Annotated in this window: 6 protein-coding genes; all 6 read right to left on the bottom strand. The window is 75.7% G+C overall.

Annotation, left to right across the window (positions count from 1 at the left end):
- On the bottom strand, positions 1-462 hold a 462-nt coding region (locus E1264_RS30545), incomplete at its 3' end, for a hypothetical protein (protein ID WP_132178916.1).
- The gene (locus E1264_RS30540) at positions 459-1,682 is read right to left on the bottom strand and encodes a glycosyltransferase (RefSeq protein ID WP_132178915.1); all 1,224 of its coding nucleotides are present in this window, start codon (positions 1,680-1,682) and stop codon (positions 459-461) included. The genes E1264_RS30540 and E1264_RS30545, both read right to left, overlap by 4 nt.
- Positions 1,679-2,482, bottom strand: a complete 804-nt coding sequence (locus E1264_RS30535; RefSeq protein ID WP_132178914.1) for an alpha/beta hydrolase — start codon at positions 2,480-2,482, stop codon at positions 1,679-1,681. The genes E1264_RS30540 and E1264_RS30535 overlap by 4 nt, the downstream gene beginning before the upstream one ends.
- Positions 2,475-2,756, bottom strand: coding sequence for a phosphopantetheine-binding protein (locus E1264_RS30530; protein ID WP_132178913.1), 282 nt, complete (start codon positions 2,754-2,756; stop codon positions 2,475-2,477). Before E1264_RS30530 ends, E1264_RS30535 begins: the two co-directional genes overlap by 8 nt.
- Complete coding sequence (locus E1264_RS30525; protein ID WP_132178912.1) at positions 2,753-7,090, bottom strand: beta-ketoacyl synthase N-terminal-like domain-containing protein; 4,338 nt, start codon at positions 7,088-7,090, stop codon at positions 2,753-2,755. Before E1264_RS30525 ends, E1264_RS30530 begins: the two co-directional genes overlap by 4 nt.
- The coding region (locus tag E1264_RS30520; protein WP_207936444.1) for a type I polyketide synthase at positions 7,087-13,657 on the bottom strand (6,571 nt) is incomplete at its 5' end. The genes E1264_RS30525 and E1264_RS30520, both read right to left, overlap by 4 nt.

Below are 13,657 nucleotides of genomic sequence, written 5' to 3'. Positions count from 1 at the left end.
GGATCCGATCTCGATCAGCAGGACGCACAGGCCCGTTCCGGCCAGGCCGCGACCGGGCGCCGGGGCCGGGCCACCGGCGCGGCCGTGGAGGTCCTGGAGGGCCAGGGTCGTGGCGGCGACGGTCTCGGCGCCAGTGAGCAGGCCCATTTCCGCGGGCAGTTCGCGGTTCACCAGGATGTGGGTGCCTGGGGAGGCGTGCGCGTCCAAGGCCGTCATGCAGGCCCGGGCCCAGTCTTTCGCGGTGGGCGGCGTGACGACGCCCTGGGCGTAGTGGTTCATGGAGTAAAGGGACGTGGTGCCGTCGGAGGAGTGACCGGCGGCCACCGCGGCGCCCCACGGGAGCGGCACCTCCCAGCCGTCCAGGAGTGGTAGCGCTCCGCAGGCGTGGCGGATCGTCGCCGGTGGTTCGCCGTAGGCCCCTTCGAACAGGCGCGCCATCCATCGGATCTCGTCCTCGATCACGCGAGTTTCTCCAGCCGGTCGGCGGCCTCGGCGGCGCCGCCCGCCGCGGCGAAGGACTCCCGGACGCGTTCGGCGGCGGCCCGGTGCGGGCCGTCCGCGAGGACGGTGGCGAGCGCCGTGCGGAGCTCGTCCGGGCGGACGCGGCCGAACCGGACGCAGACGCCCGCACCGGCGGCCTCCACCTGGCGGGCGACGACCGAGTTGTCGTGCAGGATCGGGGCCACCACCAGCGGGAGGCCCTGGGACAGGGACTCGGAGACGGTGTTGTGGCCGCCGTGGCAGACGACGGCGGAGACCCGTTCGAGCAGCTTGAGCTGCGGGACGTGCGCGCGGACGAGCACGTTCGGCGGCGGGTCGGCGACGGTCTCCGGAGGCGCCACGAAGATCGCCTGGATGTCCAGCTCGCGGACGGCGTCGGCGGCGGCCCCGAGGAACCGCCGGCCGGACGAGCCGACCAGCGTGCCGAGGGTGACGAGGGCGGCGGGGCGGCCGTCCAGCCAGTCCCAGGGGAAGGGGCCGGTTGCGGGACGGCCGAGGGCGGGGCCGACGAACGCGAACCGGTCGGGGAAGAAGGAGATGTCCCCGATCAGGGCGCCGGTCGAGAAGATCAGGACCAGGTGGTCGGAGAAGCGCAGGTCCAGCAGGTCGTCGATGCCGTGGTCCAGCTGGAAGGCGGCCATCTGGTCGCGGATCCACTGCTCGACCTTCGGCATGCCGGCGAGCGGGCGGGCGAACTCGGAGGACGTCGTCGCCGAAGTCGCCCAGGGGATCTCCCGGTGCCGGGCCGCGACCGGGGCGGCGAGGACGAGCTGGTCCGCGACCACGACGTCCGGGCGGAAACGGTCGATCGCCTTCTCGACGCCCGGCATCATGGCATGTCCGAGCGGGACGGCGAACTCCTCCCAGAGGAAGCGGAGGGCGGCCAGGCCGCGCAGCCCCAACCAGTCGTTCCGGATATCGGGCAGGCGGCGCCCGAAGTCGCCTTCGGTGGCGTTGAAGATGCGGGAGCCGGAGCGCAGCAGCGGTTCGATGGACGGGCGGTGGCCCGTCCAGGCGACCTGATGGCCGCGGCGGGCCAGCTCGGCCCCGACCGCGACGGTGGGGTTGATGTGCCCGGCCAGCGGCGGGACCGCGAACAGAAAGCGCCGTGGCGATGTCCGCGCGCGCCGGATGCCCGGGTCGTCGAGCAGGGACGGGACGGTGCGGCGGCGGGCACTCATCGGACGGCTCCGGCGGCGGGCGCCCGCGTGCCGGCGTGGTGGGCGAGCCAGGGCAACAGGACCTCCAGGATCTCGGACGTTCCGGCTGGGAGCAGGGAGTGTGCGTAACCGTCCAGGGTGTGCAGCGCGCAGCCGGGTACGTGGCGGACGAGGAGCCGGCCTGCGTCGGCCACGTCCGAATGCTGGCCGTAGAACGCCAGGACGGGGCAGCGCAGGGTCGCGAGGGCCGCGGGGCTGACGGGTTCCAGCGCGGCGAGGTCGTCCACGAGCGTCGTGCCGTTGAGGAGCGCGTCCGCGTGCGCCACCAGCCGCGCCAGGCGGCGTTCGACGGAGGCGAGCTGGTCGGCGGTCCGGTCGTACTCGAACAGAAGCGCCGACCTCGCCAGCGAGTTGTGGAAGTTCCGGGTCCAGTGGGGCCCGTCGGCGGGCCCGTGCGCGTCGATGAGAACGAGCCCGGCCACGCGGCCGGGGTGCGTGAGGGCGGCGTTCAGCGCGACGACTCCGCCGAAGCTGTTGGCGACGAGATGGACGCGATCGTGGCCAAGGGCGTCCAGGACGGCGAAGAGGTCCGCGACCGCGTCGGCCACGCCGTAGCCGGTGGGCGGGCGCTCGGTGCGGCCGTGCCCGCGCAGGTCGTACAGGACGCACCGGGTGCCCGCCTCGGCCACCGGTGGGGCGAGCGAGCAGTAGAAGGTGGACAGGTTGTCGACGGCGAGGCCGTGGACGAACACCACGACGGGCGGGCCCGTTCCGGATTCCTGGACGTGGAACCGGAGACCGCGCGCGGTCACCTCAGGCATGCGCCTGCTCCTGGGCGGCGATGTGGTCCACGAGGTCCCCGATGGTCAGGTTGATGAGCTGGTCGAGGTCCAGGCCCGCGATGAACGCCGGGAAGTCGACGCGGTCGCCGTAGTGCGTGCGGAGCCGGTCGACCAGCGCGACGAACTCGATGCTCTCCAGCCCGAGATCGTCGCCGAACGCGGTGCCGGGGCCGATCTCCACGTCGAGGAGGAAGTCCTCCCCCACCACGTCGATCAGCATCCGGACGACCTCGGACCTTATGTCGTCGCTCATGCGCGGGCCTCCTCCATGTCCGCTCCGCCGGCCGCGACCGTCCAGGCCACGACGTGTTCTTCTATTTCGCGTGTTTCCACGGTGGTGACCGTGCCGTCCGCGGCGATGAGCAGCCGCTCGGCGTCGGCGACGGTCACGACCAGTTCCGCCGGCCGCTCGGGGGCCAGCGAGCGCAGCACCGCCTCCTTGGCCGCGCGGGCGCGTGCGTCCTTCTCGTTCCGGGCGAGGCCGATGCCGGACGGTTCCCGGCCTGCTCTCACCAGGGCCACGCCCAGTTCGGTGGTGGAGGCGATGGAGAGGGTGAGCGGCTCGTCGAACGGGCCCGTGACCGCGGGCCCGTCGTGGACGGTGAGTTCCGCCGGGAAGAGGGGGCCGTGGCCGTTCCGCCAGAGGTGGTCCCGGACGGCGTCCTTCGCCGCGATGCGTCCGAGCAGCCAGGGCCCCTGCGCGGACGGCGGGAGAGCCTCGTACTGGGCGCGCTCGGGGGCGCACAGGTAGTAGCGCATGAGGAGATCGCGCGACGCCGTGCCGTCCCAGCGTTTCCGGGCCAGGCACCAGCCGCCGGGTTGGGGCTCACCCGTTCCCGAGACCTCGGCGGTGAACCGCATCCGCCAGATGGCCTCGTCGGTGTAGAAGCGATGGCCCGTCCAGCCGCCGATGCGCGCCCATACCGTCCCGTCCTCGCGGACCAGTTCGGCCGAGCAGCGCATGGTCGTGTCGGTCAGGGACTGGTTCCAGATGGTCGCCGCGAGGTGTTCGCCCGCCGGCGGCAGCGGCCCGTACAGGGAGACCTGCTCGATCCCGATGGGGTACACCATCTGGTTGGTGTCGCCGTACACCTGGATCCAGTGGCCGCACAGCTGGCCCGCACTGTCCAGAAGCGCGCCCGGCGTGGGCAAGGACGTCAGGACGGCGCGCACACCGTCCTCCGCGACGGCCGTGATCTCGGTGATGCCGCGGAAGAGCGGGCCGTGGAACATCCAGCGCTCCTCGTACAGCCGGTCCGCGGTGACTATGGGCGGGCCCTCGATGGTCAGCGGAGTGGTGTCCGGCGCCGGTGGCGCCGGGTGGCGGTCGGCGAGCAGGACCGTCCCGTGCGCGTGGTCCTTGACGACGACCTTCACCTTGCGCCGCCGGTCGCGCTCCTCGATGAGGGAGGCGCGGATCTCCACGGTGGTCGGCGGGGCGGCCACGATCCAGCGGACGGCGCGGACGTCCTCGAATCCGATGACCACCATGCCGGGCAGCAGTTCCCTGGCCGTGTCGGCCAGGACTTCGAGGAGCGTGGCCAGGGGGACGATCGGAAATCTGTCCGACATGTCGGGCCAGCCCGGGGCCTGCGGTATCACGCAGTGGTCGCTCAGGTACGGCATCGCGGCGAGCGAGAAGACGCGGGAAACGGCGAGCTCGTCCCGGGGCGGTGGTGCGTCCTCGACCGGCGGGCTCGGCGCGGGTCTGGCGCCGAGGGCCTCCACGACGGTCTGCGCCCCCGCCGCCGCGTCGTGGAGGAGCGCCTCCAGCTCGGCCAGGACGGGATCGTCCGCGGGCAGCGACGGCACGTCGGGCGCGGTCCCGGACGCGGTCCCGGAGGCCGCCCCAGAGGCCGCCCCGGACGCGAGGCGGATGGGCGGGACGGCGCCGTCCAGCCTGACCAGCGGCGTGCCGAGGTCGAGCGGGATGCCCGTGGCGGGCGCGGGCGGCGGCGGGGACGCGCCGTACCCTTCGACCCACAGCGCGGCGGCGACGCGGCGGAGCTGCGCCATGCCGTCCCGTTTCGGCGTGTTGACGGCCATCGCGAGGTGCTCGCGGTCCCCGAGCGCGTCGGCCACGAATCCCGTGAGGCTGCCGGGGCCGACCTGGAGGAACACCCGCGCGCGGGCCGTGGCGTGGAGTTCCTCGACCAGGTCGCCGAACCGGACGGGTTCGAGCAGGTGCCGGACGACGAGATCCCGGACGTCGGCGGCCGCCCGGGGGAACGGCGCGACCGTCGTCGCCGACCACAGCGGGACGCGCGAGCCGTGGACCGGCACGGCCTCGAACGACCGCTGCATCAGGCCCTCGTACGCCCTGGCCAGCGGCGTGTGGAAGCCGGACCTGAACGGAAGCTCCTGCCCGGGGACGCCTTCGGCCGCCAGCCTCCCCAGGATCTCGCGGACCTCGTCCGCCGGGCCGCAGATCACCGACTGGTGCGGGCAGTTGTCATGGCTGACGAAGACACCGGGACGTCCGGCGACGGCGTCCCGGGCGCGGGCGGCGCCGCAGCCGAGGGCCCCGTACACGGCGTCGAGGGTGTCCAGCTCCTCGCCGTCGAGGGCCCGGACGAACGCCTCCGCCGCGTCGGCGTCGTACCGGCCGGTGGCGATCATCGCCGTCCACTCGCCGAGGCTGTGGCCCGCCACGACGTCGGGTTCGATGCCGAGTTCGGCGAGCGCGGCGGCCAGCAGGCGGCCCACGCCCATGACGTCGGCTGCATGGGCGAACAGGTCGGAGCGGCCGGTGAGCGCGGGTTTCGGGAGCCCGAAGTGGTCGGCGACGTCGTCGACGCGGGGCTCGAAGGCGGGCTCGAACCCGGGGAAGAGGAAGGCCAGCCGCCCGCCTTCGGCGAGCAGCGGGCGGGGTGAGAACCACACGTCGCTGCGGCCGCGCCACGGCGTCCCCCGCTGGACGACCGCCCGCGCCAGGTCGAGCCTGCGCGGCGTGGGGGCGACGATCGCGAGGCGGCACGGGAGATCGGGGGTCTCCACTTCGTCCAGCGCCCGCGCCAGGAGGTTCTCGTCGGGCTCGGCCAGGGCGGCGGCCAGTTCCTCGGGCGTGTCCGCGGCCAGTTTGAGGACGCGTTCGTCCGACTGTGGCGGGTCGAGCGTCCGGCGCGGCCGTGTCCGCCGGGCGCCGCTCGGCGGCGGCTCCTCCAGGATCACGTGCGCGTTCGCGCCGCCGAACCCGAACGCGTTGACCACGGCCCGCCGGGGCCCGCCATGGCATTCCCAGTCGGTCGGCTCCCGGATGAGGTGGAGCCTGCCGTTCTCCAGGGCGGGATGCGGGTCGTCCACGTGCAGCGTCGGCGGCAGGACGCCGTCGCGCAGCGCGCACGCGGCCTTGATCAGCCCGGCGATCCCGGCGGCGGGCATCGCGTGCCCGATCATCGACTTGACGGTGCCGAGCCCGATCGGCGGGCCGCCGGTTCCGAAGACCCTGCGGAGCGTCGCGAGTTCCGCCTCGTCGCCCGCCGGGGTCGCCGTGCCGTGCGCCTCGACCAGCCCGACCGCGCCGGGTTCCGCCGGGTCGAGTCCCGCGTCCCGCCAGGCGCGCTCGACCGCGAGGACCTGGCCGTCCGCGAGCGGGCTCAGGAGGTCCGGTGCGCGGCCGTCGCTGGACGACCCGGCGCCGAGGACGACCGCGTGGATCCGGTCGCCGTCCCGTTCGGCGTCCGGCAGGCGCTTGAGCAGGACGATCCCGGTGCCCTCCGCGAGGAGCATCCCGTCGGCGGCCCGGTCGAACGGCCGGATCGTCCCGGTCGGGCTCAGCGCCCGCGCCTGGGTGAAGACACTCCACAGGGTGGCGTGGTGGGCGTGGTGGACGGCCCCGGCGAGCATCGCGTCCGCCTGCCCGCTCCGCAGCGCCCGCACCGCGTGCTCGACCGCCAGCAGCGACGACGCGCACGCGGCGTCGAGCGTGTAGGCGGGGCCGCGCAGGTCGAAATGCCCGGCGATGCGGGACGCGGCGAAGCTCGGCACGAGCCCGGACGGCCCGGAGGCGCCGGGGCCGCCCAGGTCGTCCGGGGCGTCCGGTCCGTCGAAGCCGAGGCGCTCGCAGAACGCGCGGCGGATCTCGTCCAGCCGCCGGTCCCCGAGTTCCGGCACCAGCTCGGCGAGGATCCCGGCGACCTGGTGGGACGTGCGGACCCGCTGGTCGAAGCGCGCGGCGCCCGGCGCGAGGTAGCCGCCGCGCCCGACGACCACGCCGATCCGCGACCGGTCGGGGAGCCGGCCGTCGCCGCCCGCGTCCTCGATCGCGTCGCCCGCCGCGCGCAGCGCGAGCAGCTGGTCGGGCTCCATCCCGGGCACGGCCGCCGGTGCGATCCCGAACCGGGCCGGGTCGAAGGTGGCCAGCTCGTCGACGAATCCGCCGCGCTTGCAGTAGAAGCGGTCGCTCTCCGGCGCGCGGGCGTAGGCATCGGGGTCGTAGTAGAGCGCGGGGTCCCAGCGTCCGGGCGGCACGTCGGTGATCGCGTCGACCCCGGCCAGGACGTTGCGCCACAGCTCGGCGGCCGATCCCGCGCCGGGGAACACCGCCCCGGCGCCGACGATCGCGATCGGCTCCCCGGCGGGGCTCACCGGACGGCCCCGGTGAACACGACCTGCGTCTCGTCGCCGTGCGCGATCTCGCGCAGCAGGGCCGCCGCGCCCGCGTCCGGCCCGATCAGGGCGGTGCCGCGCCGCGCGTACTCGCGCGCCAGCTCCGGCGACACCATCCCGCCGTCTGCCCACGGGCCCCAGTCGGCGACGAGCACCCGGCCGTGCAGGCGCGTCCGCCAGACGTTCGCGAGGGTGTCGCACGCGTCGTTCGCCGCGGCGTAGTCGGCCTGGCCGCGGTTGCCGTGGACGCCCGCGACGCTGCCGAAGACGACGAAGAACCCGAGGTCGGGCTGGACGGCCTGGACGAGGGCGGACGCGCCGTCCACCTTCGTCCGGTACACCCTGGCGAACGACTCGGGGGTCTTGTCGCGGACGAGGCGGTCCTCGATGATCCCGGCGCCGTGGACGACGCCGTCGAGGCGGCCGTGCCAGGCGTAGACGCTGTCGACCACGTCCCGGACGGCGTCGGGGTCGCGCACGTCGCCCGCGTGGTAGCGGACGGACGCCGCGTGCTCCCGCAGCGCGTCCAGGTTCCGGCGGATCTCGCGTTCGGCGAGGATCGTGCGGATCGCCGCCTCGATCTCCGCCGGTCGCAGCCCGCCGCGTGCGGCGAGCGCGCGGCGGAGCCCGGCCTCGTCCGGGATGTCCGGGGTGTCCGGCGACGCGGGCTCGGCGTCCGGCTCGGGCGTGCGGCCCATGATCTCGATGTGGCAGCCGCTCGTCCGGGCCAGTTCCAGCGCCACCCGGGCGGTGATCCCGCGCGCCCCGCCGGTGAGGAGCACGACGCCGTCCGGGCCGACCGGGGGCTTCGGGTCGCCGTCCAGCTCCGCCGGGACGACGGCCAGGCCGCGCCGCAGATCGCCCTCATGGCCGACGACGACCGGCCCGTCGGCGTTCAGCAGTTCCGCGAGAATGCGCTGCGCTATCGCCCTCGGGGTGTCCCTGGTGTCGACGTCGAGAGCGCGGACGAGGACCTCGGGGTGCTCCTGGGCGACCGTCCGGGCCAGGCCCCGCAGCCCCGCGCCCGGCGCCGGGTCCCCGATGCCGCCGCCGTCGAACCGGCGTCCGAACGTCCCGCCGGCCCCGCCCGCGAGGACGAGCCAGCGCAGCCCGCCCGCCAGCGCGTGCCGGATGCCGTCGTAGGCGGCGGGCAGCACGCCCGTCGCGCCCGGCCGCAGCGCCGCCAGATGGATCAGCCCGTCGCAGGTGCCGTCGACCTCGCGCGGGGTGCGCACCTGCGCGCCCTGCCGTTCGAGCAGGTCGGCGAGTTCCAGCGCGATGCCGCAGCCGTCGTCCACGATCTGGAAGCGGCGTCCGGTGAACACCGTCCCCGACTCGGGCGGGACGGGCAGCGCGTCCAGTTCCACGACCCGCAGGACCTGCCGCACGATCCGGCCGCATGGCGGGGTGTCGCCGCCGCCCCGGCCCGCCGTCCCGTCCCCGGTCCGCGGCCAGACCTGCCGGTCGGCGGACGCCGGAGCGGGCGCGCCCGCGGCGAACGCGCCCGTCTCCCCGCGCAGCGGCGGCGCCCCGTCCCGCACCGGCACGGCCGCGGGAGCCTCCTCGGCCGGACCGGCCTGGGGCGGGACGACGGGCTGCGGTGCGGTCCCGGCGCCGTGGGCGCGGACGGAGGCGACGAGATCGCCGATGGTGGTGACGGCCCCGAGCCGCTCGGGAGCGGTGATGCCGAGGCGGTCGGCGAGGTCGCCGAGGATGACCGTGCGCTTGATCGAGTCGATGGAGAGGTCGGCCTCCAGGTGCAGGGACGCGTCCAGCATCGGCTCGGGATAGCCGGTGCGGGCGCTGATCACCGCGAGGACGGTGGCGTGGACGTCCCGCGGCGCCTCGTCCGAGTCCACGTCCGCGTCCGTGTCGGTCTCCCCCGGAAGGACGGCACGAGGCGCAGGCACAGGAACGGTAGGAGGCGCAGGGGCCTCGGGCGCGGGCGGCGGCGGTGCCGACCCATCGAGGTGGCGGAGGATCACCTCGCGTTGCGCGGCGATCATCTCGCGCCCGGCGCGCAGGTATTCCAGCACGGCGTCCTCGGCCCCGCGCGGGCTCAGGCCGGGGAGGCGTTCGGGCTGGCGGAGCGCGCCCTCCGGGTAGCCGCCGTCGGCGGTCCGGACGAGGTGCCCGTTGACGACCCAGCCGGGCACGCCGGGAGCGGCGGTGAGCGGGCGGGCGTCGCGTCCCGCGAACAGGGGAAGCGGGTCGAGGGGCACTCCGGCGGCTGCGAGTTCCGCGAGGGCGTGCAGGAGGTGGACGAGGCCGTTCTCGCCTGGCGCGTCGCAGCTCACGGCGGTGTGCGGGCGGTCGCCGAGGATCTCGCCGACGAGGCCCGTGAGGACGCGTCCGGGCCCCGCCTCCACGAACGTGCGGGCGCCCGCGTCGTACATGGCCTCGATCTGCTCCACGAACCGGACGGGCGCGGCGACCTGACCGGCGAGGGTGGCGGCGAGCTCGGCGGGGTCGGTGTCGTAGGGGGCGGCGGTCGCGTTCGCCCAGACGGGGAAGGCGGGCGAGCGCAGGTCGCGGTGGGCGAGGTCGGCGCGCAGACCGGCGGACGCGGCGGCGATGAGCGGGCTGTGGAACGCGCACGCCACCGGGAGCCGCCGGGCGGCGAGGCCCGCGGCGGCCAGCACGGGCATGGCGCGCTCCAGCCCGTCGGACGTCCCGGAGATCACGACCTGGCGGGGCGCGTTGTGGTTGGCGATCACGATCCCGGACAGGCCCGCCAGCGTCTCGCGGACGTCGCGCAGCGACCCGGTGACGGCGGCCATCGCGCCCGGGTCCTCCCCGGCGGCGGCCAGGATCGCCTCGGCGCGCGCGGCGCTCAGCTCGATCATGTCGGCGTCGCCGACGACCCCGGCGGCGCACAGCGCGACGAGCTCGCCGTAGCTGTGCCCGGCGGCGAGGTCGGGGTGGACGCCGAGCGCGGTGAGCAGCCGGTGCACGGCCAGCCCGGCGATGCCGAGCGCGGGCTGCGCGACCCGGGTGTCGGTGATCTCGGCCTGGTGGCGGCGGGTGTCGGCGCGGCCGAACGCGGCGGGCGGGAACATCGCCGGGGCGTACCGTCCGCCGGCGAGGCGGAGGAGGCGCTGGAGGCGCGGGAACGCGACGAACAGGTCGGCGAGCATGTTCGGCCGCTGGCTGCCCTGCCCCGGGAACAGGAACGCGACCTGCCCCGGCCCCGGATCGCCGGACGGCACGAAGACACCGGGCGCCGGGCGGAACTCCGCGGCGAGGGCGAGCTTCCGGCGCAGGTCGTCCAGGCCGGTGGCGACGAAGGCGACCTGGACGGGCCCGTCGAGCGCGGCGGCCGTCCGGGCGAGGTCGCGGAGCCGCGGCTCGCCCCGCCCCTGGAGCAGGGCGGAGAGGCGGTCGATCCCGGCGCGGGCGGCGTCCCGGCCGTCCGCCCGGATCAGGAACAGCTCGGCGGGCCACTCGGCGAGCCCCGACACCGGTTCCGGCGCCCCGTCGTAGCCGGACAGGACGGCGTGGAAGTTCGTCCCGCCGAACCCGAACCCGCTAACCCCCGCGAACCGGTCGCCGGGACGGGCCGCCCAGGGACGCGCGGCGCCGCTGAACGCGAACGGCCCGCCGGGCGTCCATTCGGCGTTGGGGCGGGTGAGGTGCAGCGTGCCCGGCAGCACGCCCGTGTGCAGCGCGTACGCGGTTTTGATGAGACCGGCGAGCCCGGCGGCGCACTTGGTGTGCCCGATCTGCGACTTGACCGACCCGAGCGCGACGCTGCCCGGCGCGGCGTCGGCGAACGCGGCCTTCAGGGTCGCGAGTTCGGTGCGGTCGCCGACCTCGGTGCCGGTTCCGTGCGCCTCGATGAGCCCGACCGACGCGGGCGCGACCCCGGCGCGCTCGTAGGCGCGGTCGAGCGCGCGGCGCTGCCCTTCGGCGCGGGGCGCGGTGAGGCCGAGCGAGCGCCCGTCGCTGGATCCGGCGACCGCCTTGACGACGGCGTAGATCCGGTCGCCGTCGCGTTCGGCGTCCGCGAGGCGCTTCAGCACGACGCACGCGACGCCCTCGCCGAGCGCGATGCCGTCCGCGGACGCGTCGAACGCGGCGCAGCGCCCGGACGGCGACAGCGCGCCGACCGACGCGAACAGCAGGTAGTCGTGGATGCCGTTGCTCAGGTCGGCGCCGCCGCACACCACCATGTCGCTGGTGCCCGCGAGGAGGTCCTTGCAGGCGGCGTCGAGCGCGGCGAGGGACGCGGCGCAGGCGGCGTCGAGGGTGTAGTTGGCGCCGCCGAGGTCGAGGCGGTTGGCGATGCGCCCGGCGATGACGTTGGTGAGGACGCCGGGGAACGAGTCCTCGGTGGGGCGCGGGAGCTGCTCGTCCAGCCCGGCCGGGACCTCCCCGAAGTAGGACGGGAGCGCGGCGCGCATCCGGTAGGCCGTGCCGAGGTCGTTGCCGCCGTCCGCGCCGAAGTACACCGAGGTGCGGGCGCGGTCGAAGGGCCGGTCGGCGTATCCGGCGTCCTTCAGCGCGCGGGCGGCGACCTCCAGCGACAGGAGCTGGATCGGGTCGATGCTGCCGAGCGCGTTGGGCGGGATGCCGTACGCGAGCGCGTCGAACGGGACGTCCGGCAGGAACCCGCCCCACTTGGACGGCGTCTTCCCGTCCCCGGACGGGTCGTAGTAGGTCTCCGGGTCCCAGCGGGTGACCTCGGTGATCGAGTCGGTCCCGGCGACGATGTTCGCCCAGTAAGCGTCCGCGTCACCGGCGCCGGGGAACACGCAGCCGATCCCGATGATCGCGACGTCGGCGGGCCGCGCGGCGCCCGCCGCCGGACGCGCCGCGGCGATGCCGAGCTCCTCGGCGCGCGCGGCCAGGAACGCGGACGCCCCCGCCGTGACCTGCTCGTGCAGCGCGGCGACGCTGGTCGTGGCCGACCGGAGCGCCGCCACCTGGCCGAGCATGTACATGCCCTCGGCGCGCTGCACCGCGGGCTCCACGGGCACGGAGCGGCGCAGCCCCTTGCTGGCGAGGCGCAGCCGCCCGAGGTTCAGCTTCTCCAGGCGGTGCCACACCTCCTGCCGCGGTGTCCCGGCCTGCTCCAGCTCGCGGCGGGTCTCGGCGAACACGTCGACGTAGGGCGTCCGGGCGCAGCGGGTGGCGTGGCCGGGTGACGTCTCCAGCAGCGCCGTGCCGTCGCATTCGACCGCCGTGTGCTGGAAGCCCGGCAGGATCGCGCCCGCCGCGACCGCCTCGGACGTGAACAGGTACGCGGTTCCCATCAGCACGCGGACGTCGGCGCCGCGCTCGGCCAGCGGCCCGGCGAGCGCCGCGACCATGGCCGCGGACCGCTCGTCGTGGATGCCGCCCGCGAACATCACCGACAGCTCGGTGGGGTCGCCGCCGAACGCCGCCAGCCGCTCGACCTGCGCCTCCCACAGGGGGAAGCTCGCCCGCGGCCCGACGTGCCCGCCGCACTCGCGTCCCTCGAAGACGAACTTGCGCGCGCCCTCGTCGAGGAACCTGTCCAGGAGGTCCGGCGACGGGACGTGCAGGTACGTGCTGATCCCGGCGGCCTCCAGCGGCTCGGCCTGCGCCGGAACGCCGCCCGCGATCAGCGCGTAGGGCGGCCCGGCCGCGCGGACCGCCGCGAGCTGCGCCTCCCGGACGTCCGGCGGCGCGAACCCGAGGATCCCGACGCCCCAGGGGCGGCCGCCGAGCCGGTCGGCGGTCTCGCGGAGCAGCGCCTCGACGCGGTCGCCGTCCATCAGGGCGAGGGCGAGGAAGGGGAGGCCGCCGTCCTGCGCGACCGCGCCCGCGAACGCCGAACCGTCGCTGACCTGCGTCATCGGCCCCTGCACCACGACGGGCTCCGGCCGCGGCGCCAGCGGTTCGGCACGGACGGCGGCGCGCAGATGCGCCGCGATCCCGTCCCGGACGGCCTGCACCACGCCCCCGGCGGTCTTGTGCCGCCCGGCGAGCACCGCAGCCAGCGGGCCGTCCTGCCCCACGGGCAGCAGCCGCGACCGCAGCCCCGTCGCGCCGAGCCGCGCGCCGACCTCCGCCGGGCCGAGCCCGGCCAGCTCGATCTCCGGCAGGTCGGGCCGCGTGTACACGCGATGCCCGTGCACGACCGCGGTCTCGCCGCCGTCCATCGCCGCCAGCGCGGACGCGACGTCGGCGGGCAGGTCCATCTCCCTGACCAGCGCGAGCTGCACGTCCAGCACGACCCCGGCCGCGCCGCCCGCCACCGCCGCCGCGGCCGTGTGCGTCCCGATCCCGCCCGCCGAGTACACGGGGACGTCCACCGCCGGGTCGGCCATCAGCCGCTGCAGCAGCACGAACGAGGTCAGCTCACCGACGCGCCCGCCCGCCTCGGAGCCCCGCGCGATCAGCCCGACGTCTCCGGCGAACTCGCGGGCGACGGGGATGACGGCGGCGGCCTCCTCGGCGTCCACCACCTCGACGAGCAGGCGGCGGCCCCGCGCGAACCCGGCGACGTCGAGCGAGTCGTCCGACCGGAGACCGTCGTCCGACCGCAGCGCGGGCGCGTCGACGAGGACGGTGCCGACC

The organism is Actinomadura sp. KC216, from assembly GCF_004348535.1.
Classification (GTDB): domain Bacteria; phylum Actinomycetota; class Actinomycetes; order Streptosporangiales; family Streptosporangiaceae; genus Spirillospora.
Note: the sequence above shows the minus strand (reverse complement) of the source record. Positions and strands in the feature narration are given on the sequence as shown.

Excerpts from the sequence above, each read along its gene's own strand:
- E1264_RS30530 (WP_132178913.1), bottom strand. The coding sequence starts at position 2,756 with ATGAGCGACGACATAAGGTCCGAGGTCGTCCGGATGCTGATCGACGTG.
- E1264_RS30535 (WP_132178914.1), bottom strand. The coding sequence starts at position 2,482 with ATGCCTGAGGTGACCGCGCGCGGTCTCCGGTTCCACGTCCAGGAATCC.
- E1264_RS30540 (WP_132178915.1), bottom strand. The coding sequence starts at position 1,682 with ATGAGTGCCCGCCGCCGCACCGTCCCGTCCCTGCTCGACGACCCGGGC.